25 protein-coding genes and 1 tRNA gene are annotated in these 25,598 nt (G+C 62.6%); 9 read left to right on the top strand and 17 right to left on the bottom strand.

The annotated features are described in order from the left end of the window. Positions 1-7 precede the first annotated feature (7 nt). Genes rsmB through def form a run of 3 tightly spaced genes read right to left on the bottom strand, consistent with a single transcriptional unit; the run spans position 8 to position 2,738 of the window. A complete protein-coding gene (gene rsmB, locus DWU99_RS10200) occupies positions 8-1,303 on the bottom strand; it encodes a 16S rRNA (cytosine(967)-C(5))-methyltransferase RsmB (RefSeq protein WP_115477920.1) in 1,296 nt (431 codons plus the stop codon). After that, on the bottom strand, positions 1,300-2,226 hold the full coding sequence (gene fmt / locus DWU99_RS10195; protein WP_115478179.1) for a methionyl-tRNA formyltransferase: 927 nt from the start codon (positions 2,224-2,226) through the stop codon (positions 1,300-1,302). Before fmt ends, rsmB begins: the two co-directional genes overlap by 4 nt. Positions 2,227-2,228: 2 nt before the next feature. Continuing rightward, the gene (gene def / locus DWU99_RS10190; RefSeq protein WP_115477919.1) at positions 2,229-2,738 is read right to left on the bottom strand and encodes a peptide deformylase; all 510 of its coding nucleotides are present in this window, start codon (positions 2,736-2,738) and stop codon (positions 2,229-2,231) included. Between the two features lie 189 nt (positions 2,739-2,927). On the opposite strand from def, the gene DWU99_RS10185 reads away from it, so the two are divergent. The 6 genes from DWU99_RS10185 to purD all read left to right on the top strand — a co-directional run bounded on the left by DWU99_RS10185 (position 2,928) and on the right by purD (position 11,485). Continuing rightward, the gene (locus DWU99_RS10185) at positions 2,928-4,076 is read left to right on the top strand and encodes a LysM peptidoglycan-binding domain-containing protein (protein WP_115477918.1); all 1,149 of its coding nucleotides are present in this window, start codon (positions 2,928-2,930) and stop codon (positions 4,074-4,076) included. Positions 4,077-4,155: 79 nt separating this feature from the next. Beyond that, complete coding sequence (gene dprA, locus DWU99_RS10180; RefSeq protein WP_115477917.1) at positions 4,156-5,301, top strand: DNA-processing protein DprA; 1,146 nt, start codon at positions 4,156-4,158, stop codon at positions 5,299-5,301. 135 nt (positions 5,302-5,436) lie between these two features. Next, a complete protein-coding gene (locus DWU99_RS10175; protein ID WP_115477916.1) occupies positions 5,437-7,908 on the top strand; it encodes a DNA topoisomerase I in 2,472 nt (823 codons plus the stop codon). 51 nt (positions 7,909-7,959) lie between these two features. After that, complete coding sequence (gene tsaC, locus DWU99_RS10170) at positions 7,960-8,532, top strand: L-threonylcarbamoyladenylate synthase type 1 TsaC (protein ID WP_115477915.1); 573 nt, start codon at positions 7,960-7,962, stop codon at positions 8,530-8,532. Between the two features lie 157 nt (positions 8,533-8,689). After that, positions 8,690-10,066 (top strand): AMP-binding protein, encoded by a 1,377-nt coding sequence (locus tag DWU99_RS10165; RefSeq protein ID WP_115477914.1) that lies wholly within the window; start codon positions 8,690-8,692, stop codon positions 10,064-10,066. Between the two features lie 135 nt (positions 10,067-10,201). Further along, positions 10,202-11,485 (top strand): phosphoribosylamine--glycine ligase, encoded by a 1,284-nt coding sequence (gene purD / locus DWU99_RS10160; protein ID WP_115477913.1) that lies wholly within the window; start codon positions 10,202-10,204, stop codon positions 11,483-11,485. Between the two features lie 24 nt (positions 11,486-11,509). On the opposite strand, the gene DWU99_RS10155 is transcribed toward purD, so the two are convergent. The 5 genes from DWU99_RS10155 to DWU99_RS10135 are packed head-to-tail and all read right to left on the bottom strand — an operon-like array spanning position 11,510 to position 13,550. Continuing rightward, complete coding sequence (locus DWU99_RS10155; protein ID WP_115477912.1) at positions 11,510-11,893, bottom strand: GFA family protein; 384 nt, start codon at positions 11,891-11,893, stop codon at positions 11,510-11,512. A gap of 36 nt (positions 11,894-11,929) precedes the next feature. Further along, entirely contained in the window at positions 11,930-12,118 is a 189-nt protein-coding gene (locus tag DWU99_RS10150) for a hypothetical protein (protein ID WP_115477911.1), read from the bottom strand. A 50-nt stretch (positions 12,119-12,168) separates the two neighbouring features. After that, positions 12,169-12,534 carry a DUF2784 domain-containing protein gene (locus DWU99_RS10145; RefSeq protein WP_115477910.1) on the bottom strand — a complete coding sequence of 122 codons (366 nt, stop codon included), beginning with the start codon at positions 12,532-12,534 and terminating at the stop codon, positions 12,169-12,171. A 41-nt stretch (positions 12,535-12,575) separates the two neighbouring features. Then, entirely contained in the window at positions 12,576-13,118 is a 543-nt protein-coding gene (locus tag DWU99_RS10140) for a GNAT family N-acetyltransferase (protein WP_115477909.1), read from the bottom strand. 9 nt (positions 13,119-13,127) lie between these two features. Next, entirely contained in the window at positions 13,128-13,550 is a 423-nt protein-coding gene (locus DWU99_RS10135) for a GFA family protein (protein WP_484488888.1), read from the bottom strand. A 273-nt stretch (positions 13,551-13,823) separates the two neighbouring features. On the opposite strand from DWU99_RS10135, the gene DWU99_RS10130 reads away from it, so the two are divergent. Continuing rightward, on the top strand, positions 13,824-15,698 hold the full coding sequence (locus tag DWU99_RS10130) for an MFS transporter (RefSeq protein ID WP_115477907.1): 1,875 nt from the start codon (positions 13,824-13,826) through the stop codon (positions 15,696-15,698). 48 nt (positions 15,699-15,746) lie between these two features. Here the strand turns inward: DWU99_RS10130 and DWU99_RS10125 are convergent, their stop codons facing one another. The 8 genes from DWU99_RS10125 to DWU99_RS10090 all read right to left on the bottom strand — a co-directional run bounded on the left by DWU99_RS10125 (position 15,747) and on the right by DWU99_RS10090 (position 20,820). Further along, positions 15,747-16,616 (bottom strand): regulatory signaling modulator protein AmpE, encoded by an 870-nt coding sequence (locus DWU99_RS10125; RefSeq protein WP_115477906.1) that lies wholly within the window; start codon positions 16,614-16,616, stop codon positions 15,747-15,749. Positions 16,617-16,687: 71 nt separating this feature from the next. After that, complete coding sequence (nudC, locus tag DWU99_RS10120) at positions 16,688-17,653, bottom strand: NAD(+) diphosphatase (RefSeq protein WP_115477905.1); 966 nt, start codon at positions 17,651-17,653, stop codon at positions 16,688-16,690. Between the two features lie 15 nt (positions 17,654-17,668). Then, positions 17,669-18,037, bottom strand: a complete 369-nt coding sequence (gene erpA, locus DWU99_RS10115; RefSeq protein WP_115477904.1) for an iron-sulfur cluster insertion protein ErpA — start codon at positions 18,035-18,037, stop codon at positions 17,669-17,671. Between the two features lie 83 nt (positions 18,038-18,120). Further along, complete coding sequence (locus tag DWU99_RS10110) at positions 18,121-18,543, bottom strand: bactofilin family protein (protein WP_115477903.1); 423 nt, start codon at positions 18,541-18,543, stop codon at positions 18,121-18,123. Further along, positions 18,530-19,291 (bottom strand): DUF6776 family protein, encoded by a 762-nt coding sequence (locus DWU99_RS10105; protein ID WP_115477902.1) that lies wholly within the window; start codon positions 19,289-19,291, stop codon positions 18,530-18,532. The genes DWU99_RS10110 and DWU99_RS10105 overlap by 14 nt, the downstream gene beginning before the upstream one ends. 114 nt (positions 19,292-19,405) lie before the next feature. Next, a complete protein-coding gene (gene bfr / locus DWU99_RS10100; RefSeq protein ID WP_115477901.1) occupies positions 19,406-19,876 on the bottom strand; it encodes a bacterioferritin in 471 nt (156 codons plus the stop codon). 133 nt (positions 19,877-20,009) lie between these two features. Beyond that, complete coding sequence (locus tag DWU99_RS10095; protein WP_199535756.1) at positions 20,010-20,210, bottom strand: (2Fe-2S)-binding protein; 201 nt, start codon at positions 20,208-20,210, stop codon at positions 20,010-20,012. A 67-nt stretch (positions 20,211-20,277) separates the two neighbouring features. Continuing rightward, positions 20,278-20,820: an RNA pyrophosphohydrolase gene (locus tag DWU99_RS10090; protein ID WP_115477900.1), complete on the bottom strand. Its 543-nt coding sequence runs from the start codon at positions 20,818-20,820 to the stop codon at positions 20,278-20,280. Between the two features lie 188 nt (positions 20,821-21,008). Here DWU99_RS10090 and DWU99_RS10085 point away from each other — a divergent pair. Continuing rightward, positions 21,009-21,085, top strand: a tRNA-Met gene (locus DWU99_RS10085). 213 nt (positions 21,086-21,298) lie between these two features. Here the strand turns inward: DWU99_RS10085 and DWU99_RS10080 are convergent. After that, positions 21,299-23,512 (bottom strand): bifunctional diguanylate cyclase/phosphodiesterase, encoded by a 2,214-nt coding sequence (locus DWU99_RS10080; RefSeq protein ID WP_115477899.1) that lies wholly within the window; start codon positions 23,510-23,512, stop codon positions 21,299-21,301. A gap of 841 nt (positions 23,513-24,353) precedes the next feature. Here DWU99_RS10080 and DWU99_RS10075 point away from each other — a divergent pair. Next, positions 24,354-25,520 (top strand): XylR family transcriptional regulator, encoded by a 1,167-nt coding sequence (locus tag DWU99_RS10075; RefSeq protein ID WP_115477898.1) that lies wholly within the window; start codon positions 24,354-24,356, stop codon positions 25,518-25,520. Positions 25,521-25,598: the final 78 nt, after the last annotated feature.

The following is a 25,598-nucleotide window of genomic DNA, read 5'->3' as shown; positions in this document are numbered from 1 at the left end:
GCAGACGTCACCGGCGTTCGAGCACGGCATAGTACATGCCGTCGAGATCGCCATCGCCAGGAAGAATCTGCCAGCCCGTGGCGGCGGCTTGCCCCACGGGCAATGTCACGGGCACCGCGTTCGCGTCGTTGCGGTCGGCCAGGAAACGGGCGACCACCGCCTCGTTCTCCGCGCGCAGCAACGAGCATGTCACGTAGACGAGGCGTCCGCCGGGCGCAAGCAGCGGCCATAGTGCGGCGAGAATGCGCTGTTGTTGCGACACCAGTGCGTCGATATCGCTGGCGCGGCGGTGCAGGCGCACGTCCGGCCGCCGGCGCAGCACGCCGGTGGCTGAGCAGGGTGCGTCGATCAGGATGCGATCGAACGGTTTGCCGTCCCACCATGTGGACGGATCGCCCGCGTCGCCCACGCATACCTCGGCGTGCAGGCCGAGGCGGTCCAGGTTCTGGCGGATGCGTGCGGTGCGGTCGGCGTCGAATTCCAGGGCGGTCAGCGCGATGTCCGCGCGCTCCAGCAGATGGCAGGCCTTGCCGCCCGGGGCGGCGCAGGCGTCGAGTACACGCTGCCCGTCGCGCACGTCGGCCAGGTCGGCGGCAACTTGCGCGGCACCGTCCTGCACGGCGAACCATCCTTGCGTAAATCCCGGCATGCGCGTCACATCGCTGCTGTGCGGCAGCACGATGGCATCCGACAGCCATGGATGCGCATCGGCGCCGTAACCTGCGTTGCGCAATGCATCGACCACGGTGTCGCGCGTTGCGCGGCGGCGATTGGCGCGCAACATCAGCGGCGGTTCGCGGTTGCTGTCAGCGAGTACGGCGTCGACTTGCTGCGGCCAATCGGCGCGGATGACATCGGCCAGCCAGCGCGGCATTGCATGGCGCGTTTCCGCGTTGGCGTCGAGTTGGGCGAGCAGGTTTTCGCGTTCGCGCTGCCAGCGACGCAAGATGGCATTGACCAGGCCCGACAGTCGCGGACGATGAAGTGCGCGTGTGGCTTCCACCGTGGCGGCGACCGCCGCGTAATCCTGCAGCTCGAGTATTTCCAGTTGCACCAGGCCCAGCACCAGCAGTGCGTGAACCTCGGGCTCTTTGCGACGCAGCGGCTTGTCGAGGAGGTGGTCTAGTGCGGCGTCGAAGCGCAGCCACCAGCGTGCGCCATCGCTCAGCAAGGCCATCAACAAGGCGCGATCGCGCGGATCGCTCAGCTTCGGCGCGCGTTGCTCCATGGCCTCGCGCAGCGACATGCCGCGCAAGGCGACGTCCGCCAGTGCCTGCGCGGCGAGAGCGCGGGTGTCGTTCATCGCGCGCCGCGCAATTCGGGTCGCGCGTTGAGATAGTCGGCTGCGGAGATGCGCTTGCCGCCGGCGCGTTGCAGCGAGGTCACGCGCAACACGCCTTCGCCACAGGCGATGTCGATGCCGTCGCGTTGCGCGGCGATGACGTGGCCAGGTGTTCCACGGTGGTTTTCATCGAGCGCGTGTGCGGCCCAGATGCGCACGTTTTCCCCGGCGAGGTCGCCTTCGGCGACCGGCCATGGATCGAAGGCGCGCACCTGGCGCTCCAGTGCGATGGCTGCGCATGAGAAATCGAGCCGTGCCTCGGCTTTTTCGAGTTTGTGCGCGTAGATCACGCCGTCCTCGGGTTGCGGTTTCGCGCGCAGCGATTCGCCCGCCATCGCTCGACGCAGGCCTTCGGTCAGCGCTTCGGCACCGAGTTGCGAGAGTCGGTCGTGCAGCGAGCCACCGGTGTCTTCGCGCGTAATGGGTGTGCGGCGCTCCAACAGCACGGGGCCAGTGTCGAGGCCGGCCTCCATTTGCATCAGGTCGACGCCGCTTTCCGTATCGCCGGCAAGAATCGCACGCTGGATCGGCGCGGCGCCGCGCCAGCGCGGCAGCAGGCTTGCGTGCACGTTCCAGCAGCCGAGTCGCGGTATCGCGAGCACCTTGCGCGACAGGATCAGGCCGTACGCCACCACCACCATCAAGTCAGGACGATAAGCCGCAAGCGTTTCGCGCGCTTCGATGGTTTTAAGCGTTTCGGGTTGTTCGACCGGAATGCCTGCGCCAAGCGCGGCCTGCTTCACGGGGCTTGGCGTGAGCTTGCGTCCGCGACCGGCGGGACGATCCGGTTGTGTGTAGACGGCCACGACTTCGGCGCCGCTGGCGCGGCACGCTTCGAGACAAGGGACGGAAAACTCCGGCGTACCGGCAAAGACAACGCGCAGACTCAAGCGCTGGCCGCCTGCTTGCGCTGCTTCTCCATGCGCTTGAGCAGGATCGAGCGTTTGAGCGGCGACAGATAGTCGACGAACACCTTGCCGGCCAGATGATCCATCTCATGCTGGATGCACACGGCGAGCGGGCCTTCCACTTCCAGCTCGAAGGTTTTGCCTTCGACATCCTGCGCGCGCACTTTCACCTTGAGCGCGCGGGTCACGTCGGCATAGATGCCCGGGAAGGACAGGCAGCCTTCCTGGTAGACCTGCGTGCCATCCTTTTCCAGGATCTCGGCATTGATCAGGGCAAGCGGCTGGTTGCGCTCATCGCTCATGTCGGCCACCAGCACGCGCTTGTGCACGTTGACCTGGGTCGCGGCCAGACCCACGCCGTTGGCGGCGTACATCGTCTCGAACATGTCATCGACGAACTGCTTCAATGCGGCATCGAAGACGGTGACCGGCGCGGCCTTAGTACGCAGACGGGGGTCGGGGAATTCGAGAATGGTCAGAACGGACATGGCGCTTACCTCGGGCGCTGAAAGTGCGGGCGAATTGGTGAAAAACCAGCCCTAGCGCAGTCTAGAATGTGCTTATTGTACGTGGTTCAAGCTGTTGTAGGCAGAAGAATTTGCGAACTGGAACGTGTTGCTTGGGTTAATGGTTCGGTTACACTCGCCCGAGCGTCGGGGGAGGGGGGATTCCCGTTTATGATCAGAAAGTCCATCGGGCTGCTGGCTGGCATGCTGGTCACAGTGGCCGTTTATGCGGCCGGTACGCAACTTCGCGCCGACCATCCCGACAGCTATACCGTGCATCGCGGCGATACGCTCTGGGGCATTTCGGCTCGTTTCCTGTCCAAGCCCTGGCTCTGGCCAGAGATCTGGCAGGCCAATCCGCAAGTTCGTAATCCGCACCTCATCTATCCGGGTGACGTGCTCGATCTGTCCTTCATCAACGGCGGACCGTCGCTGCGTCTGGAGCCGGCGATTCACCACGAAGGTGAGGCCATTCCGGCGATTCCCGTCGATCAGCTGAAGGCGTACCTCAAGGATTCCCGCGTCGTGGATCCGGACGAGGTCAAGAACGCGCCCTACGTGATGGGCTTCGAGGAAGGTGATCTCACCGGCACCTCGGGCCGCAACATCTACGTCCGCAACCTTGACGCGCAGCCCGGCCAGCGCTGGGCCATCGTGCGCCCGACCCACGTTTTCCGTACCTACGGCGGCGACGAAGCGCAGGAAAGCGACGAGATGGCCGCCAATATCGCGGAGAGCGACGTCGCCACCGGGAAGTCGCCGTGGAATGAAGAGTGGAAGACCGACATCGGCAACTCCCGGCCAAACCATGCTTTCCGTGGCAAGACGCTCGCGATGGAAGTCACTGTGATCGGCACGGCGGAAGTGCTGCGTGGCGGCGATCCGTCCACCCTGTTGCTGCTCAGTTCGATCATGGAAATCCGCGCCGGCGATCGGCTGATGCCAGTCAACGATTCGCCGTACGATCCGTACTACTACCCGCATCCGCCCAAGACCTTGCCGGCGAACGGCCGCGTGATCGCCTACGCCCAGGAACGCCTGAATCAGGTCGGTCCGAACGATGTCGTGGTGTTGTCGATCGGCTCGAAAGATGGCGTCGACAACGGCACCACGTTCTCGCTGTGGCAGCCCGGCGAGCAGGTGCCGGACGACGTGGCGCATTCCAGCTGGAGCCGCTACAACCACAAGTTCGTGACCTTGCCGGACGAATACGTCGGGCACGTGATGATCTTCCGCACCTTCGACCGTGTCAGCTACGGCGTGGTAATGGATGGTCTCAAGCCCGTCAAAATGGGTGCCCTCGCGAAGATGCCGGAGTAGATCCTGGCGTCATCGACCCACACAACGGCGCGGTCATCCCGCGCCGTTGTTGTTTCCGGCCCTCGCGTAGACTCGCGCCATGAGCGAGGAAGCCGAGTTACGCGATTGGTTGGTCGCCCTGCGCACGCCAGGGCTGGGTTCGGCGGGGTTGCGCGAACGGTTGGCGGCGGCGCAGGGCTGTATCGGAGAGGTGCTCAGCCAGATGCGGCGCCACGCATCCGCGCTCGATGCCAGCGCGCAGGCATGGCTGGATGAGCCCGATAAAGAAAGAATCGCCGCCGACCTGGCATGGCTGGCCGCGCCCGGCCATCGACTGTTGCGCTACACCGAAGCGGATTTTCCGCCGCAGCTGGAGACGATTTCCCAGCCGCCCGCAGCGTTGTTCCTGAGTGGCGACGCCAGCCTCCTGCTTCATCCGCAGGTGGCGATCGTTGGTGCACGCAGCGCGAGCACGGCCGGAAAAACCAACGCACGCACGTTTGCCCGCAGCCTGGCTCTGGCTGGGTTCGTGGTAACCAGTGGCCTGGCTGACGGCATCGACGCCGCCGCGCACGAGGCGACCCTCGATGCCGATCGACCGACGATCGCCGTGATCGGTACCGGCCCCGATCTGGTCTACCCGCGGAAAAACCGCGAGTTGTCCTCGCGGGTGGAGGCCCATGGCCTGCTGGTCAGCGAATTTCCTCCCGGCACCGCGGCGCGTGCGGACCACTTTCCACGTCGCAACCGCATCATCGCGGGATTGTCGCTGGGTACCCTGGTGATCGAGGCGGGGTTGCAGTCGGGCTCCCTTATAACGGCCCGGTTGGCGGCCGAGCATGCGCGGGAGGTATTCGCCGTGCCCGGTTCCATCCATAATCCGCTCGCTCGTGGCTGCCACCGCCTGATCAGGGATGGTGCGCGGCTGGTCGAAAGCGCTTCGGAAATCGTCGAATCCCTTGTTCCCGCCGCGCGGGCGCTGGGTGCCGAGCTGGCCCAGCGCCTCGAACAGCCGACGGTGGCGCCCGGGAAAGGCACTCGCGCGGCGTCAGGTGGCTGGCGCGCCGATCCGGACTACCAGCGCCTGCTGGACGTGCTTGGACACGATCCCGTGGCGCTGGACGAGCTGGTAACGCGAACCGGGCAGGTCGCCGCCGTCCTGTCATCCATGCTACTCATGCTGGAGCTGGAGGGATGCGTCGAGGGTTTGCCGGGCGGTCGCTACCAACGACTGCCGGACGCCTGAGCCGGGTTCCTCAAAAGGGGCGCCAGGCCGCGATTTCACACCAGCGCGCTTGACAGTCGTCGAGTGGGCGTGCTTCCAACTATATATAGCGCGGCTACCGTACGACCGCGGATGGAACCTGGATAACCAAGCCACATGGCAAAGAACCTGCTCATCGTTGAGTCGCCGGCCAAAGCCAAGACGATCAACAAATACCTCGGCAAGGACTTTCAGGTCCTGGCCTCCTACGGCCATGTCCGCGACCTGAGGCCGAAGGAAGGCGCGGTCGACCCCGAGCACAACTTCGCCATGAAGTACGAGGTGATCGAGCGCAACGAGAAACACGTCGATGCGATCGCGAAGGCCGCCAAACTCGCCGACGACATTTATCTGGCGACCGACTTGGACCGCGAAGGCGAGGCGATCAGCTGGCACATCAGCGAGATCCTCAAGGAGCGCGGCCTGGACAAGGGCAAGCAGCTGCACCGCGTGGTGTTCTCCGAGATCACGCCCAAGGCGATCAAGGCTGCCGTCGCCGCGCCGCGCGCGTTGTCGCACGACCTGGTCGATGCGCAGCAGGCACGTCGTGCGCTCGACTACCTGGTGGGCTTCAATCTCTCGCCCGTGCTGTGGCGCAAAGTGCAGCGCGGTCTTTCGGCCGGTCGCGTGCAGAGCCCGGCGCTGCGCATGATCGTGGAGCGCGAAGAGGAAATCGAAGCCTTCGTCGCGCGCGAATACTGGACCGTGGAAGCTCAGTTGAAGCACGCCGCCGGCGACTTCAGCGCGCGTCTCACCAAGCTGCACGGCAAAAAGTTCGAACAGTTCGACCTCACCAACGAGGCCGACGCGATGGCGGCGCGCGCTGCGCTGAAAGAAGCCGCGCACGGCCGCCTCACGGTCAGCGAAGTCGGCAGCAAGGAGCGCAAGCGTCGCCCCGCGCCGCCGTTCACCACGTCCACGTTGCAGCAGGAAGCCGCGCGCAAGCTCGGCTTCGGCACCAGCCGCACGATGAAGGTCGCGCAGGGTCTGTATGAAGGCGTGGGCCTTGGCAGCGAAGGCAATGTCGGTCTGATCACCTACATGCGTACCGACTCCACGGCGCTGTCGGACGACGCGGTCGGCGAGTTGCGCCAGCTGATCGCACGCGACTACGGCAACAAGTCGCTGCCGGATCATCCGCAGGTCTACCGCACCAAATCCAAGAACGCACAGGAAGCGCACGAGGCGATCCGTCCCACCTCCGCGATGCGCACGCCGCGCGAAGTGGCCGCGTACCTCAACGATGAACAGCGCAAGCTCTACGAGCTGATCTGGAAGCGCACCGTCGCCTGCCAGATGATGCACGCCACCTTGAACACGGTGTCGGTGGATTTCGATCTCAAGCACGTCAAGGGCGGCGACGCCGCGTTTCGCGCGACCGGCACCACCGTGGTCGATCCTGGCTTCCTCGCCGTCTACGAGGAAGGCCGCGACCAGAAGAGCGCCGAGGACGACGACGAAGGCCGCCGCCTGCCGAAGCTGGAAAAAGGCGAAGACGTGCCGTTGCACGACATCGACGCCGACCAGCATTTCACCGAACCGCCGCCGCGCTATTCCGAGGCGAGCCTGGTGAAGGCGCTGGAGGAATACGGCATCGGCCGGCCGTCCACGTACGCCAGCATCATCCAGGTGCTGCAGAACCGCGAATACGTGCTGCTCGATAACCGCCGCTTCAAACCGACGGACGTAGGCCGTGCGGTCAGCAACTTCCTCACCCAGCATTTCACGCGCTACGTCGATTACGACTTCACCGCCAAGCTCGAAGACGAGCTCGACGCCGTGAGCCGCGGCGAAGAGGCCTGGGTGCCGCTGATGCGTCGCTTCTGGCAGCCGTTCAAGCAGCAGGTGGAAGAGAAGACCGAATCGGTCGACCGCAGCGAAGCGACCGGTGCTCGTGAACTAGGCAGCGATCCGAAATCTGGCAAGCCGGTCTCCGTGCGCCTGGGGCGTTATGGACCGTACGCGCAGATCGGCGACAAGGACACGGACGAAAAGCTGCAGTTCGCCTCGCTGCGTCCCGGCCAGAGCATGCACACGATCACGCTGGAAGAATCACTCGAGCTCTTCAAGCTGCCGCGCAAGCTGGGTCATGCCGAAAACGGCGATGAAGTCAGTGTCGGCATCGGTCGCTTCGGGCCCTTCGTGAAGCAGGGCAGCACCTATGCGTCGCTGAAGGCCGAGGACGACCCGTACACCATCGAACTTCCGCGCGCGCTGCAGATCGTGCAGGAAAAGCTGGACCTCATCGCCAACCGCATCATCAAGGATTTCGGCAACGGCGTGCAGGTGCTCAATGGTCGCTTCGGTCCGTACATCACCGACGGCGAAAAGAACGCGCGCATTCCGAAGGATCAGGAACCGAAAGACCTGACCGAAGCGCAGTGCATGGAGTTGCTGGCTGCCGCACCGGTCAAGAAAGGCCGCTTCGCCAAGAAGGCCGCCGCCAAGAAAGCCGCATCTGCGGCCAAGAAGACGGCGACCAGGAAAGCTGCCACGAAGAAAACCGCGACCAAGAAAACCGCCGCGAAGAAAACCGCGACCAAAAAGACGGCTACGAAGAAAACCGCCGCCAAAAAAGCCGAAGTCTAGACATTTCGCAGGACCTGCCTCCTCTCTCCCGCGGGGGAGAGGAAGAAAAGCATGCCCCACCACTACACAACCGCCGAACTCCCTGCTGCCGCCGACGTGCTGCATCGCGGCGGCGTCATCGCCTATCCCACCGAAGCCGTCTTCGGTCTCGGCTGTGATCCGCACGACCGCAAGGCCTTCGAGCGCATCTTCGAACTCAAGCAACGTCCTGCCACGCAGGGCGTGCTGCTGGTCGCAGCGGACTTCGCGCAGGTCGAGCGCTACATCGACACCGCCAAGGTGCCCGCGGAAGTGATGGTTCAGGTCCACGCCAGCTGGCCGGGACCCTTCACCTGGGTGTTCCCCCGCAGCGATGCGGTGCCCGACTGGGTCGCCGGCGCACACGCCGGCATCGCCTTGCGCGTCACGGCACATGCCCCTGCGGCAGCGCTCTGCCGCGCCTACGGAGGCGCCCTGGTATCCACCAGCGCCAACCCGCACGGCGAGCCCCCGGCCCGCGATCTGGCGACCCTGGCTCGTTATTTCGGCGACGCGCTGGACGGCGTGCTCGACGCCCCGCTCGGCGGCGCGGCCACGCCCACCACCATCCGGGATGCGCTGACAGGCGGTATCATCCGAACCTGAATCCTGCAGAACGCGGTGGCCGGCACGGTAGGTGCCGATTCAGCGGCGACCATGAGGATATGGGGGCGTAGCAGATCATCCTGCTTGGGGCAGCAACCGGCCGATTCGGCCGGGGTGGGGTTTATTGCATCGGTAGAACAACACTGGAGTGCGCGGCGTGGCGATCGTCTACGACACCTATCAACGCGATGAAGCGGAGCGCCTGCTGCCTTTGTTGAAGGTGGACGATCCGCGTCGCGTGGTGGCCGTGCATGACGGGCAGCCGATCAGCGCCGCGCAGTTCATCGCGCATGTCGAGCACGTCGCCGCGCTGTTGCCCACTGCGACCGCGGCCGTGAACCTGTGCGAAGACCGTTACGCTTTCCTTGTCGCCTTCTGCGCCATCGCCTTGCGCGGGCAGGCCAATCTGCTGCCGCCGTCGCGCGCGCCGCATGCCGTGGAAGAGGTGATGGCTGCCCATCCTGGTTGTCATGCGGTGGGTGACCGTCCCATGGACCCCGCACCGCATCGCTATCACGCACTGCCGCCGTTGCCGCTCGATGCTCCGGCGTCGGTCGAATGGCCATCCATTCCCGCGAAGCAGACCGTGGCCGTGGGTTACACCTCCGGCTCCACCGGCACGCCGCGTCCTAACGCCAAGTCCTGGTGCAGTCTGCAAGCGAGCACGGCCGGGAACCTGCGCATGCTGCACAACGTTGTCGGCGAGCGGTTCTCGGTGGTCGCCACCGTGCCCCCGCAGCACATCTATGGCATCGAAATGTCGGTGCTGCTGCCGTTGCTCGGCGACGTGCAGGTGCATTCCGGTCGCCCGTTCTTCCCGGCCGATATCGCCACGGCATTGGAAGCGATGCCGGCGCCACGCGTGCTGGTCACCACGCCCGTGCATCTGCGCGCGCTGGTCGAATCGGGCGTGCGCCTGCCGTCTTTGGCGGCGATGCTCTCCGCCACCGCGCCGATGCCACCGGAACTCGCGGCGAAGGCCGAACAACATTTCGACGCGCCACTGCTGGAAGTGTTCGGCTCCACCGAAACCTGTGCCTTCGCGTCGCGTCGCGTCACCGCCGATAGCCTCTGGTCGCTGTATCACGGCGTGCACCTGCATCCGCAACCCGACGGCACGCAAATCGAAGCGCCGCAGCTCGATGCCCCCGCCACGCTGGCGGATATCGTGACGCTGCACGATGAAGGCCGGCGCTTCGAACTGTGCGGCCGTCACGCCGATCTGCTGGAAATCGCCGGCAAGCGTGCCTCGCTCGGCGACCTCACCCGGCGCCTGCTGGCAATCCCGGGCGTGGAGGATGGCGTGATATTCCAGCTCGACGATGCCGATGCCATCGGCGTGCGCCGCATCGCCGCGCTGGCAGTGGCGCCCACGCTGGACGAATCCATCATCCTCGACGCCCTGCGCGCCTCGATCGACCCGGTTTTCCTGCCGCGTCCCTTGCGCCTGGTCGAAGCCCTGCCGCGCAACGAAACCGGCAAGCTCCCGCGCGCCGCTTTGCTCGACCTGCTGGCCCGCCACATTCCCGCCTGACACTTCCTCCCCTGCACGCAGGGGAGTGCGGGGGAGCCACGCGCCGGCGCAGCCCTCAAAAGCCCCACCATCCTCCCGCTACAATAGCCGGCTCGCGCCCCCACCCCAGGCGCCCGCAGTCACGGAGTCCACAGCATGAAAGTCATGGTTATCGGCAACGGCGGCCGCGAACACGCGCTGGCGTGGAAGCTCAAGCAGTCCCCGCGCGTCAGCGAAGTGATCGTCGCCCCGGGCAACGCCGGCACTGCGCATGAGCGCGGCCTGCGCAACGCCGACGTGGCCGTGACCGATATCGAAGGGTTGCTGAAACTGGCCAAAGCCGAAAAGGTGGAGCTCACCGTCGTTGGGCCCGAAGTACCGTTGGTGGCCGGCGTCGTCGACAAATTCCGGGCAGCGGGCATGCGCATCTTCGGGCCGCGCGCCATTGCCGCGCAGCTCGAAGGCTCCAAGGCCTTTGCCAAGGACTTCCTGCTTCGCCACAACATCCCCACCGCGCGCTACGCGGTGTTCACCGAACTCAACAAAGCGCTCGCCTATGTGCGCGAGCACGGCGCGCCGATCGTGATCAAGGCCGATGGCCTGGCTGCTGGCAAAGGTGTCGTCGTGGCACTGACGCTGGGCGATGCCGAACTCGCGTTGCACGACATGCTCGGCGCGCACGCGTTCGGCGATGCCTCCGCGCGTGTCGTCATCGAAGAATTCCTCGATGGCGAAGAAGCCAGCTACATCGTCATGAGCGACGGCAGCCACGCGCTGCCCATGGCCAGCAGCCAGGATCACAAGCGCCGCGACGACAACGATCTCGGCCCCAACACCGGCGGCATGGGGGCGTACTCGCCCGCACCGGTCGTCACGCCCGAGGTGGAAAAGCGCATTCTCAAGGAAGTGATCGAACCCACGCTGCACGGCATGGCATCCGAAGGCGCGCCCTTCATCGGTTTTCTCTACGCCGGCTTGATGATCGACAAGCATGGCGCGCCGAAGGTGATCGAATTCAATGTGCGCTTCGGCGATCCGGAAACGCAGCCGATCATGATGCGGTTGAAATCCGATCTGGTCGAATTGATCGAGGCGGCGCTGGACGGCGAACTGCATCACACGCACGTGCAATGGGATGCGCGCCCTTCCATCGGCGTGGTGATGGCGGCGGGCGGTTATCCGGGCAAAGTCAGAAGTGGCGATGTCATCGAAGGCCTGGATCAGGCATTTGGCGCCGAAGTCAAAGTATTCCAGGCAGGCACCAGGCTCGACGCGCAGGGGCAGCCGATCACGGCGGGCGGCCGCGTGTTGACCGTGTGCGCACTCGGCAAGGACATCGCTGCCGCACGCGAACATGCCTATGACGCGGTGAGCAAGATCCACTTCGATGGCGCGTTCTGCCGCCGAGACATCGCACATCGTGCCTTGCGCCGGGGATAAGATTCGCGTTATCGGCTTGCCGCGTCATTCATCCCTGCTCAAATGGGCGAGCTTTGCGCCGTGCAGCTCCCAGTTGCGCCCATCGAACGTTCTGATGTCCAAGTTCGCGGGCAGAGGTTCCAGGCAGCGTACGTTGACGTCATAGCCATCGGGATTGGATCGGGGAACGTAGAACGATTTGATCCCGCAGATTTTGCAGAAGAGATGCTTGGCGGTGCCTGTATTGAACGAGTAAGTCGTAAGGCTTTCCTCGCCCTGCAATAGCTTGAATCGCGACTTTGAAACGATCAGGTGCAAATAGCCCGACTTCGCGCAGATCGAGCAATTGCAGTCCTCGCATGCAATTCTTTCAGGCGCTTCCACTTCGAATTGCACGGCTCCGCAATGACAACCTCCGCGGTACCACATTGTTGCTCTCCAGGATGGGTGCGCTTCAGGCGGATATTATCCGCGCGCTGACCGGAAGCCCCAAATGCAAAGGCTTGCGGCGAAGATGGCGGCAATCCACGAAAACCATAAGGGTATTTGGATCGGCCCGATCTGTACCGGCCATTGCTCCAGCACGCGGGTGATTTGCAGAACGGTCACCAGGCCGAATACGACGCTCGATATCAGTGCATAGTTACGTTGCATGGCGCGACCTCCTGATTAACATCGCGAAAACGCCCAGCCCCGGTTCGTCTCTATCGCACCCGCCGGCGCATAAGCAGCAAGGCATAGATGGAAAAATTGACGATGACGACGAACGCGCCCAGCGCGAATTGAATCTCTCTCGTAAGCCCATTCGGATAAATCGTTGCCAGCAAGTAATGCTCGATAAAGCCTTCGCCATAACCTGCCTCTCCGGCACGCTGGCGAAAATAATTCTCAAGCTCCGTAAGCGGGCAGATCCGGCCGGAATACTCGACAAAAAATCCCCAGGCCGCAGCGGGCAATTGCAGGAAAAGAATCCATCGCCACTTCAAGGCGAGCAGTGCCCCGAGCGTCGCGAACAGGATAAATGCCAGGTGAAACAGCAGCACGGTATTGGCGGCGATAAGCGAATACATGTGTGTACCGTCATCGTTCGATGAGTGGCCGGCCTGTCTCCTCAATCGCCAGCAGTAATGCTTCCCGAATCGGCAGGAGTCAGGCGAAGCAGATAGTGCTCCTCGCCGAAGAATTTTCCGTTAACGCACAGGGCGTCGGGCTCGATGCCAAAACGCTCAAACCCTGCCGATTCGTACAGTGCCTTCGCAGCAGTGTTGGTGGCATTCACGCCTAGCTTGACCTGGCGAACGCCGGCGATGGATCGGGCACGGTCAATCGCAGCCTGCAATAAGGCCTGCCCATATCCGCGCCGGCGATACATGGGCGCGACAAACATGCCTGCCACTTCAGTACAGTGGCGTAACTTGGCCCGCTGTGGGTGAATAACCGCGACGAATCCGGCCATGTTGTCCGCATCAAACGCTCCCAGCATGAAGACGGAGCCATCTGCCGCAGGCGATATGCGAGCAGCCACGTCGTCCAGCGAACGATTCACCTCGTCCTCATAGCTGGCGCTAAACGCAGCGGGGTTTTCCTTCAGTGCCAGAAGGCGCAGTGTCTGATAGGCCAATGCATCCTTGCCGGAAAGCAGTCGGATCGTCATAAGTGGTCCCTACTGCGGCACGGTGGTGAAAACAACATCGGGCACCCATAACGCCAGCCAGCGCGACACCTTTTCCTCCGGGCTGAGCCGTTGCGGCGATGCCGAAAGCGATTCGCCGAGTTCCGTCACGTCATCCAGGCACCCGGCATTGACGGCCGCATAGGTGCCCGACTCGTGGTCAAGGGCAACACCCACTAAAACGCCGCAGTCCTTGCACAGCAAAAAGCGCGCAGTATTTGAACCTTGTCGATATTCATGCAAGGCACCGGCGTTTCGCTGAATGATCGACAGCTTTCCTTTCGGATCGGAAATATAAGCCGCGCCGTGCTTGCGGCAGAACGAACAGTCGCACGCGCGAGGCTGAAATTCCGAGGTACTTTTCGACGTGGTGAATTCGATGTTCAACGCGCCGCAGTGGCAGCTGCCATGCATCATTGTCATGTGGATCTCGATGCTTATGGGTTTAACAGTGCATCAGTAGTGCAAGCCTAGTCGCTGAGGTGGAACGTTGTGCGTCTCTCCCTGTTTGATGATGCTTGATACGTGAAACGAGCGGCGCGCGAATGATGGAGTTGCTCGGATGAACTATCACGGTTGCCGCGAGACCCTATGACAGCACAGTGCGGTAGCGATAACTAGGGAGGATTCGATGGCGGGAGGCCTTTCGCGCTAGGCTACGCACCGTCGCCACCGCCAAGGACCCGCATGAGCCAGTTCGCCCTGTTAGGTCGCCGTCGCTTTGCGCCGTTTTTCTGGACCCAGGCGCTGGGAGCATTCAACGACAGTGCGTTTCGCAATGCGATGGTGATGCTGGCGGCGTTCCAGATGGGGTTGTCGGATCGTGAGGTGGGTTTGTATACCAACCTGGCACCGGCGCTGTTTATCCTTCCGTTCTTTCTGTTCTCCGCGACGGCAGGGCAGTTGGCGGAGAAGTTCGAGAAGACGCGGATCATCCGTTTCGTCAAGCTGTTCGAGATCGCCGCCATGGCGCTGGCGGCATATGGCTTTATCGGGCATCACCTGGCGTTCTTGCTGGTGGTGCTTTTCATGATGGGCGTGCACTCGACCGTGTTCGGTCCGATCAAGTACGCGATTCTTCCTCAGGCGTTGCAACCGTCGGAACTGGTGGGCGGCAACGGTCTGGTGGAGATGGGGACGCAGATGGCGATCCTTATCGGCATGATGACGGGTAACGCACTGATGCTGATCACGGGTATCGGCCCGCATTTTTCCGCCGCGTTGACCATTGGCGTTGCGGTGATCGGCTACATCGCCAGCCGCTTTATTCCACCTGCGCCTGCCACGGCGCCGGATCTGCGGTTCAATTGGAATCCGGTGACGGAAACGGTGCGGGTGCTGCGCATCACGGGCGAAGATCGCGCCGTGTTCAACGCGGTGTTGGGCATTTCCTGGTTCTGGTTTTTCGGCACGGTGCTGGTGGCGCAGCTGCCGCTGTATACGCGCATCAACCTCGGCGGCGATGGCTCGGTGAACACCTTGGTGCTCACGCTCTTTTCGATCGGCACCGGTGTCGGTGCGTTGATGTGCGAGAAGATGTCGGGCAAGCGCGTGGAAATCGGTCTGGTGCCGCTGGGTGCATTCGGGCTCACCGCGTTTGGCATCGATCTTTTCCTTGCGCGACCCGGCTCGGCGGCGGTGCGCGGGTTGGATTGGCATGCGTTTCTCGCCGCGTCGGGCAGCTGGCGCATCGTGTTGGATCTGACCTTGATCGGTGTGTTCGCGGGCTTCTACGTGGTGCCGCTGTTCGCGTTCGTGCAGGCACGCACGCAACGCGATCGCCTGTCGCGCGTGATCGCGGGCAACAACATCCTCAACGCCTTGCTGATTGTCATTGCCTCCGTCTTCGGGCTTGGCTTGGGGATGTTGGGTTTCAATGCGCCGCAGATCTTTCTGCTGGCCGCGGTGCTCAATGTGGTGGTGGCGGCGTACATCTTCACGCTGGTGCCTGAGTTCCTGATGCGCTTCATCACCTGGGTGTTGGTGAATACGCTTTATCGCATTCGAGTGGATGGCATGCAGAACTTGCCGGAAGAGGGCGCTGCGCTGCTTGTCTGCAATCACGTGAGTTTCATGGATCCGCTGCTGCTGATGGCGAATCTGCGTCGCCCCGCGCGCTTCGTGATGTATTACAAGATCTTCAACGTTCCATTGCTGCACTTCGTGTTCAAGACGGCGAAGGCGATTCCCATTGCCGGGCAGAAAGAAGATCCGGCTGTGCTGCATCAAGCGTTCGAGGATGTCGATGCGGCGCTGGCGAACGGCGAACTGGTGTGCATTTTCCCGGAGGGTGGTTTGACCAAGGATGGCAACATCGCGCCGTTCCGTCCTGGTGTTGAAAAAATCCTCGAGCGTCGTCCTGTGCCGGTGGTGCCGATGGCCTTGCGCGGATTGTGGGGCAGCGTGTGGAGTCGACACGATTCGATGATGGGGCGTACGCGGCTGCCGCGCCGCTTCCGGGCACGGGTTGAGCTGGTGGTGGATGCGCCGAGGCCTGCGGCGGAGGTGACTGCGGCGGTGTTGGAGCAGCGGGTGCAGGTGTTGCGGGGGGATTTTGCTTGAAGGGCCTCCCCCGGCCTCTCCCTGCCTTGCAGGGCAGGGGATAAGGGCTTAGGAAATCCAGCTGCCCATCACGATGAGTGCGACAACGCTCAGCCATGCGAGCAAGGCGCGCAACAGCGCATCGCGCAGGCGGCGAAGTTCGTGCAGCGGATCGGTGCGTTCTTCGATATAGCCTTCGCCACCTTCGATGTCGGTGAGCACGTCGGCGCGTGCGGCGGCACCGAGAAAGCCGGGGTTGGACAGATACCAGCTGTTCGGTGCGGCTTGCTGATGCCAGCGGCGCCACGCGCCGATCACGGCATCCCAGTGGCCGACCAAGGCCAGCGTGAACACCAGCAGTTGGGCCGGCAGCCAATCCAACCCGTTGGCGAGGTGGCGGGCCGCCGTGCGCGCACCGGCGTCGAGTGCGAGCGTATTGTCATGGCCAAGCTGACGCGCAAGGCGATAAAGCAGGGCGCCCATGGGGCCAAGCAGGAAAAACCACAGCAGTACGCCGAAGCGGCGACGCAGCGCCGCGTAGGCCGTGGCTTCGCCGAGATCGGCCGTGGTCCAGGCGACGGTTTCGCCCTCGTCGCACAGCGCCTGTGCCGCGGCTTCGCGGCTGCTTTGATCGGGCGCCTTGAGAATGGCTTCGATGTCGGCTTCAAACGCATGCGGGCCGAAGGAAAACAGCAGCACGGCCAACGCAAAGACGAGCATCAGCAGATCCGCCAGCGGAAGCTTGTGCAGTATCCACATCACCAGCAGACAGACCGCCACCGGAACCAGCACCGCCAGCAAAACGCGTCCCACGCCGGAGGTGTCGGAGAGCTGGTTGACCCAGCGCCTGAAGCCGCCGTCGTTGCGCCAATGCGCAAGTTGCGGCTGCACGTGCAGCAGTCCGAGGGCGATGAGCGCGGCAAGCAGGCGAATAGCCATGAAAACGGACTCCGATGGATGGGCGCATTGTATGCGAGTGATGGGAGCCCGTTAACGTTTCCGCAAGGGTGTTATCGACTGCGCCCCTTGGCGATCAGTGCGTCCAGGTCCAGACCCGCGCGCTCGCTCAGCCAATGCGACATCAGTTGATACGAGACGGAAAGCTTCGGCGGCGTGGCGAGGCTGCCATCGGCCAGTCCGTCGATGATCCGCTGTGGCGTGAACCAGCGCGCATCTTCCAGTTCGCCATCGCGCAGGTGGATCGCGGGTGACACCGCCGTGGCGGTGAAACCCACCATCAGCGACGCGGGCATCGGCCAGGGTTGCGAGGAGTGATAGTGCACATCGCCGACGATCACGCCGGATTCTTCGGCGACTTCGCGGCGAACTGCGTCTTCCAGCGCTTCGCCCGGTTCGATGAAACCGGCCAGTGTGGAGTAACGTCCTGGCGGCCATCCGGCTTGTCGACCCAGCAGACAGGCGCCCTCGTATTCGACGATGACGATGATCGCGGCATCGGTGCGCGGAAAGTGCAAGCGGCCGCACGCCGGGTTGGTGCATTGCGCGCGATGGCCGGACGAGACCAGCTTCACCGGCGCGCCGCAGCGTGCGCAGAAGCGGGTTTCGCGCTGCCAGTGCGCAAGGCCTTTGGTATAGGCAAACAGGCCCGCTTCATCGGCGGCGAGTTGCAGCCCCGCTTCGCGCAGGCCCCTGCGACGGGCGTGCAGCGCAGTTTCCAATGCCGCGGCATCGTCGCTTTCGTCGAGCAGCAACATGAAATGCGGCCGATCGTCGATCAACCCGAGCAGGCTGCTCGACGCCTGCGGCAGCAAGCGCTCGCGTTCCTCGGCATTGAGCCAGCGCAGGGCATCCTGCTCGCGATGCAAAAATGCATCGCCGGCCGGATCGAGCAAAAGATAACGGGCGTCGGACGCCTGCGACTTCGCCGACACCCAGTCGCTCTCGTCGCGCTGTTCGGAAACGCGGTCGAGGATCAGGCTGAGTCCGGCGAAGGTATTGGAGTTCGTCGAAGCCATCCGAGCGGCAGTCGCTCAGGTGGAGAACGAGGAGCCGCAGCCGCAGGTGGTCTTGGCGTTGGGGTTGCGGATGACGAACTGCGAGCCGCTGAGGTTCTCGGCGTAATCGATCTCGGCGCCGGTGAGGTACTGCAGCGAAAGCGGATCGACCAGCAGGGTGACGCCTTCGCGGTCGAGGGCGAAATCGTCTTCCGCCTGCGTTTCGTCGAAGGTGAAGCCGTACTGGAAGCCCGAGCAGCCGCCGCCAGTGATATATACGCGCAGCTTCAATTCGAGGTTGCCCTCTTCCTGAATGAGTTCATGCACCTTGCGCGCGGCAGCGACCGTAAAGATCAACGGCGCGCCGGCTTGGCGGTAATCGGGGATGGCGACGATAGTTTCCATAAGGGGCATATGAGGCTGCGGCGGTGCGGACTCAAGGATACCGCACCGTCAAGGCAGCCATCAGCCGAAGCCCTGGGCCCGGTTCAGACGATGACCGGCTCGGAGCGTACTTCCGGCGCCGGCAGCTCGCGCTGAACGTGGTCCTCGCCCTGATGCGCCATGCGCCCGTTCACCTGCGCGCCGGCGGCCATCTCCAGCTGGTTGTAGCGTACGTCGCCGATCACGCGCGCCTGCGGCGCCAGTTCCAGGCGTTCGCTGGCGTAGATATCGCCATTCACCTGGCCGTTGATCATGGCGTGGGGCACGCGTACTTCGCCCTGCACCTGGCCGTGCTCGCTCAGCGTGAACAAGGCGCTGGAACCTTCGCCGATCACGGCGCCTTCGATGCGCCCGTCGAGGTGCAGCGTGCCGGTAAATCGGACATCGCCGCGGATGATGGTGCCTAGCGAGATGAGGCTGGTTTCCGCGTTGCGGCTGGGTTGGTCGTTGCGTTTACGGCTGAGCATCAGTTTCCCCCTGAGTGGTGGTGACCGGGGTGGATAAGGCGTCGTTCCATGCCACGGCGCGGCTGACGGGGCCACCATTTTCCGGCTGGACTGTGACATGCAATCGCGTCGGCCGAAAATCGGCCGGCAGCGCGATCGTGGTGTGAAGTTGCTGAAAGTAGCGGAAGCGAAACGGAATGCCGTCTTTCTCGGCGGCGTCACCCAGGGTGGACCACGCCAGTTGATCCACCTTGTTGTTGCGCAAGCCTTCCACGCTCACGATGGTGGTGCCGCTGGTGTCGTCGTCGCGCTTGATGTTCTGGGTGAGGCTGATGGCGAGATTCCACGCCTGCGAGTGCGGTACAGCTTGCAGTGACACTTCCTGCACCTTCAGCCCTTCGCGTTGCGCATCGCCGCCGACGAGTCGCGAATAGAAGCCCAGGTCCGCGCGCAGTCCGCTGATTTCCTCGTCGCGTTGCGAGATCGTCTGGCGCAAGGCCTTGGTGGCGACGTCGGTGACTTGCTGCGAGCGCTGCAAGTTCGCCACTTGCTGTTTCAGATCTTCATTCTCGACGGTCAGCGTGCGCAGCGCGCGTCGATCGGAGATGCGCGGCACCACGCCTTTCCATGCGCCTACCGCAAGCGCCACGATCAATCCGGCCAGCATCACGCTGCCAAGCCATGCCGCGGCAAGCCACATGACGCGCCGACGCTGACTGGCAGCGTCGTGCGGACGTACGACGTAGCGCGGTGGTGGGCGGGAAACCATGCGCGGCCTTTCCGGGAAAACGATGGATATAGCCCGGTCGTGACGAAACCGTCAAGGAATCGTCGCCGGCTTTGTGTCCGGGGTCGCTTTGGTGCACCGCGACGGTGCGGTAGTTCAGCTTTCCATCTTCGACTGCAGATAACGCTCCGCGCCAATGTCCTTGACCAGGCTGAGCTGCGTTTCCAGCCAGTCGATGTGGTCTTCCTCGTCGCGCAATATAGTCTTGAACATATCGCGGCTCACGTAGTCGGCCACGCTTTCGCAGTATGCGATTGCCGCGCGCAGATCCTTGGTGGCGGCGAGTTCCAGGTCCAGATCGCCCTGAATGCATTCCAGCACGTTCTCGCCAATGCGCAATTTGCCCAGATGCTGAAGATTGGGCAGGCCTTCCAGAAACAGGATGCGCTCGATCAGATGATCGGCATGTTTCATCTCGTCGATCGATTCCTTGTACTCGTGCTCCGCAAGTTCCTGGTAGCCCCAGTTCTTGAACATGCGGTAATGCAGAAAGTACTGATTGATCGCGGTCAGCTCATTGAAGAGCACCTTGTTGAGAAACTCGATGACCTTGGCGTCGCCCTTCATCGCTGCTCTCCCTACGTTGGCTGATCGGGAAACTATACGGATTCTGAGCACGAGTGGGGGGTAATGCGAACAAGTCGCGCATGCAAAAACGCCACCGCACCGGGCGGTGGCGTCGATAGCGCGTCGGAAGATGTCAGGCCGCGACGAGGATAGGCAGATCGAACGCGATCTTGGCGATCGCCTCATCCAGCGTGGCACGCGCTTCGGTTTCGCAGCAGCCGCAACAATCGGAACAGCCGGTGCGGGCCTGCAGTTCGGCGAACGTCTGCACACCGTCGGCGGCAGCGCGACGGATGTCGTGATCGGTGACGGCGTTGCAAAGGCATATGTACATGTCGCGTATTTTCAACGCGAATGCGAATGATTGTCAACAAGCATTCGGTTTGCGCCGGCCCGGCGGTTCAGGCGGCCCGCTTGTTCCGGGGTGAATTCCTGCGCGATTGCGGCTGCGGACCCAGCTCGATGCTCAGCATGTTCTCCACCAGCGGCGCGAAGTGGCGCAGGGCCCTGTGATAAACATCCCGTTTGAAATTAACCACATGCGCCGCCGGGTACCAGAAATCCACCCAGCGCCACAGGTCGAACTCGGGTTTCTCGCAGGCATTCAGGCACAGCGCATCCTCGCCGCCCACCAGCTTCAGCAGGAACCACACCTGCTTCTGGCCGATGCAGGTCGGGTGCTGGTGGTGCCGGATATAGCGGCTGGGCAGCTTGTAGCGCAGCCAGCCGCGGGTGCTGGCCAGCACCTGGACGTGTTCGGGGGAAAGACCGGTTTCTTCCTGCAACTCCCGGTACATGGCTTCCAGCGGCGTCTCGTCGCTGCGCATGCCGCCCTGGGGGAACTGCCAACCGTCGCGATGGACGCGGCGCGCCCAGAACAGCCGGCCGTCCGCATTCAGCAGAACGATGCCAACATTCGGACGGTAGCCATCAACGTCGATCATCCAACCTCCTCGGGCCAAGTCAGCGCGGCCTGCCTTGGCGCGAGCGTCTGACCCGAGATCGATTCAACCACAGCCCACAAAGCCGGAGCAAGCCAACCACTTGAACCGCAAGGGCGAGGCGATTAAACTGCCGCGCCCCGCCTGAATCCAGCCCGATCCGGCATACTTCCCGGACGGCGCGCCCCTTTGGCTATGTAGCTCAGCCGGTTAGAGCACAGCACTCATAATGCTGGGGTCGGTGGTTCGAGTCCACCCATAGCCACCATCTCGCCAGAGTCCTTGACTGGACCGAGTTTTCTAGCATTTCCGCACCGTTTTGGCGCAGTGCCACGGGACGTGCTGCAACTTTGGCGACAAGTCTTCACTTCGCGCATCGTCATTCCTGCCCCACGCACCCCTCCCATGAAAGGTTTGCTCGGGGTCGAAAGCGGAAGCGCAATATCTACTATCTATTTGACCTTGCAGTCAGCATCAACGGTCACGGCAGTTGTCTGCGAAGGGTGACGTGACTCTGCTTTACCGCCCAGAGCGCAAAGTCGTCCGGCGGCAATGGCGGGGAGAATAGATGGCCTTGGTACAAGTCACAGTCGTGCCGACTCAGAAAATCTCTCTGCGCTTGCGTCTCTATACCTTCGGCGACGACTGTCAGTTTCAGGGTCTTGCCAATGTTGATGATGGTTTGCGCGAGGGATTCGGACGTCATGCTCTCGCCGATGCCTTGGATGAAACTTTTGTCGATCTTGAGTTCCTTGATGGGGAACCGGTGCAGGTAGTTCAGCGACGAGAAGCCGGTGCCGAAATCGTCAATGGCGAGCGTAACGCCCATGGCGTGGATCTCGTCGATCGAAGTCCGGATATCGTCGGCCGCCTCGTCGAACATGACGCGTTCGGTCATTTCCAAAATCAGGTCGTCCGGTGCGAGACCATGAGCCTCCAGCGTCCGTGTGACAAAGCCTGGATAGTCCGATCGCTTGAGGTCCATGGCGCAGACGTTCACCGAGATGCTCGGCACCGCCAGACCCGAGGCCCGCCACGCGGCAAGCTGGCGGCAGGCCTCGCCGAGCACCCAGGCATCCAGTTCCGCAATCAGCCCGCTTTCTTCCGCGATAGGGATGAAATAGTCCGGTGGAATGAAACCCATCTTGTCGTTGTACCAGCGCACCAGCGCTTCGGCTCCGCACAGCATGCCCGTCGCGTCGACCCTGGGCTGGTAGACGACGCTGAGCACCTTTGCTTCGAAGTCACGCTGCAGGGCGATCTCGAGGTCGAGGTGCTCCCTGGCTTTGCGCTCGTACTCGGGCGCATAGAAGTGGATCCGATTGCGCCCAGCGCTTTTGGCCTGATACATCGCCATGTCCGCGTTGCGCAGCAGGACATCGATGTTCAGCCCGTCGTAGGGGTACATCGCGATGCCGATGCTGGTGCTGATCGTGATGCGGGTGTCGCGTTTCGAGTCCAAGGCTATGGGCTCGCGGACCGTATGCAGAATGCGTTCAGCCACATGCATGGCCTTCAGCACATCGCAATCTTGCAGAATGGCAAGGAACTCATCGCCGCCGAGGCGGCTGATCGAATCCCCGGTGTGGACATGCTTGCGCAGGCGCTCTGCGATCTCGCGCAGCACTTCGTCGCCGACGGCATGACCTTGTGTGTCGTTCACGCGCTTGAAACGGTCCAGGTCGATAAACAGCGTCGCGAAATCCGAGGCATTCTGCTTCGCGTGCGCGAGGATGCGGCCTGCCTCCCGCTGGAGCTGTATCCGGTTGGGTAGGCCGGTCAACGAATCGAACCAGGCCAGTTGTTGCAGCTGGCTTTCCATTTCAAGCCTTCGGCGCAGCAGACTGGCGAACATCAGCGACAGCCAGATGGAGAGCACGTCGATCACGACGGTAACGGCGCCAATGGCAACCGCGCGTCTGTGCCACCCTGCGTAGATGTCCTCGGTCGCGAAGCCGACCACGACAATCAGCGGATATTTGCCGATGCGTTTGAAGCTGTACTGCCGCTCGATGTGATCGAGTACTGCGACATCGACATAGCTACCCTGATCCGACTGTACGAGCGGCAGGAACGAGTGGCCGCCAGCGAGTGTGCTGCCTACGTCGCCGGGGTGGTACGGTTGCCGCATCAGGACGGTCCCGTCGGTGCGCAGCAGCGTGATGGTGCCGTGCTGACCCAGGATCGCGTCCTTGAACATGTCGTGGAAGTAATTGAGGCGAAGCGTACCGGCGACAATGCCGGCGAACTGGCCGTCCTCCTTTTCGAGTCGCAGGCTCAATGCGATGGTCGGCTGTCTGGAATCGCCGGTCTTCGGTATGAACGGCTTGCTCAGATACAGGCCGATATCCCTGCTTTGTTGCTGGACCTGGAAGTAATCCTGGTCGCTCACATTGAGCTTGCGCGGCACCGGAGAGCGCGAGTCGAGAATGAAATTGCCCGCCGCATCGGTCGCGGACAGCGTGCCGAGTTCTTTGGCGTCGCTGATCGTGCTGAATGCCACCAGCTGCCGGACATCCAAGGGGAGACGCAGGAGCGTAGGCGTCTTGATGCTCGTCGCAACCTCGCGCATCGCAAGCTGGAAGACGTCGAGGTTGCGTTCGGTTTCCTTCTCCAGTGAACTGGCAAGATTCTCCGTGGCGTCGCGTGCCTGCGACATCGCGTCCCGTCGCATCTGATACAGCGACACGAACATCACACTCGTGGTGGCAAGCGTGATGGCGATTCCCGAAAAAATGAACAGGGCCGGTGTCTTGAGAAATGAACTTGTGACTCGCACTGCGCTTCACCGTCATCCTGATGACCGGCACTACAAAGCTGAGCCGGGATTGGAGTGAACCCTTTGCCATGGGCGGAACGCAGCTGAACTGACGCCGTGTTCTCGGCGGAACTCCGGCACAGTCGTGCCGGCCTGCACCTGCTTGAGCACTGCGATGGTCTAGCTGTCGCCGAACCGCGATTTCTTCATGGCCCCCTATGGAGCCAGATTACGAGAAAACTCCACGCGCGGCGCGTACTAATTTCTGAAGAAGCTATCCACCGCACGTCGCTTCTTTTTTTTGCGATGGGATCGGTTTGTCAGTCCGCACCCCTCGCGATGCGCATATCAGTGAAATCCCATGCCTACGTCAAGAAGCCTTGGCGAATAGAGCCTGCTTTGGGCTGGAAGCGGACATTACCGTCCCCGCAGTTCAACCCCAGGCGCTAAGCAGGAAATCGGGCTCGAACCTGGTTACAACCAATTAACAAACTATACGGTATAGTTAATCCATGTCGAGAGACATCAGTCCCATCGCCTAGCCAGGCCTCCCCTCCCGGCAAAGCAACGTAAAGACGGATGACCCAAAACCCGCGGGGCCCCCTCGCGGGTTTTTTATCGCCGGTTGGAAGACGCGTCATCACCGCTCTCGAGCCGTCGGCCGCTTTTAGGATTTGTCTGGAAGCCTGCCGTTAGTCATGGGTGAACACTACGTCCAAGTAGGGCGTGGATTTCTTAGACTGACCCAGGGGAAAACCAAGAGGCATTGCCGCAACACATGTCGCCACATCGCATCGCATTGCTCTTCAATGCCAACAAGGTGTACGACCGGCAGGTGCTTGCCGGCATCGGGGGATATCTCACTTTCACGCGCGTGAAGTGGGACTTGTTCATGGAAGAGGATTTCCGCAGCCACGCCCTCGGCATTCGACAGTGGCGCGGCGATGGGATCATTGCCGACTTCGACGACCCGGTCGTGGCCGAAGCGGTATCGGCGCTTTCCATTCCGGTGGTGGCGATAGGCGGCTCCTATGCCGATGAATCGCAGTATCCGAATGGCATTCCCTACGTGGCTACCGACAACCAGAAATTGGTGCGGATGGCCTACGACCATTTGATCGATCATGGCCTGCAGCGCTTTGCGTTCTTCGGCAGGCCGCTGGAGCCTGGCCACCTCTGGGCGCACGAGCGCGAAATGTGGTTTCGCCGGATGACGGCGGCGGATGGGCTGGAAGGCATCGTCTACCACGGCTCGTCCGTCAGCGCCGGCGGCTGGGGACGCGCGCAAGAAGAAATGGCCGAATGGGTGCGTGCCTTGCCCAAGCCGATCGGCATCATCGCCGCTACCGACGCGCGAGCGCGTCAGCTGTTGCAGGCCTGCGTGGTGGCCGACGTGCCTATTCCCGATGAGGTTGCGGTGGTCGGCATCGACAATGATCCCATTGTGCAAACGCTCAGCAGCATTCGGCTCACGTCGGTCATCCAGGGGGCGGAGGAAATGGGCCGTATCGCTGCACAGTTGCTGCATCAGATGCTGCACGGCGGCGACTGTTCCAGTACGCGCATCCTGGTGCCGCCGTCCGGCATTCACGTGCAGGGCAGCAGTCAGCATGAGCACGTACGCAGCCCGTACGTGATGCGGGCCCGGCATTTCATTCGCCAATACGCCTGCACGGGCATCAAGTCGGAACAGGTGGCCGGTTACGTGGGCGTGTCACGCACGCTGCTGGAAGAGCACTTCAAGCGTGAGCTGAAGAAGTCTGTGCATCAGGCGATTCTCGATCACAAGCTGGAAGTGGCCATGCAGATGCTTGCCGATCCCAAGGCTTCGATGGCCGAAGTTGCGGTGCGCAGCGGCTTTACGTCGTTGCAGTACATGTATGCCGTCTTCCGGCGCGAGTACGACTGCACGCCGAAGCAGTTTCTGGCGCAGCGGCGCGTCTGAGGTTCATTGCTGCGTGGTCACTATTTGGACGGGAACATCCGCACGGTAGAGACGACGTCGCCGGCATGCGCATGCATG

It is taken from the genome of Dyella psychrodurans (assembly GCF_003363265.1).
In the GTDB taxonomy this organism is placed as follows: domain Bacteria; phylum Pseudomonadota; class Gammaproteobacteria; order Xanthomonadales; family Rhodanobacteraceae; genus Dyella_B; species Dyella_B psychrodurans.
The sequence above is the reverse complement of the archived record's forward strand: the minus strand, read 5'-3'. Positions and strand labels throughout refer to the sequence as shown.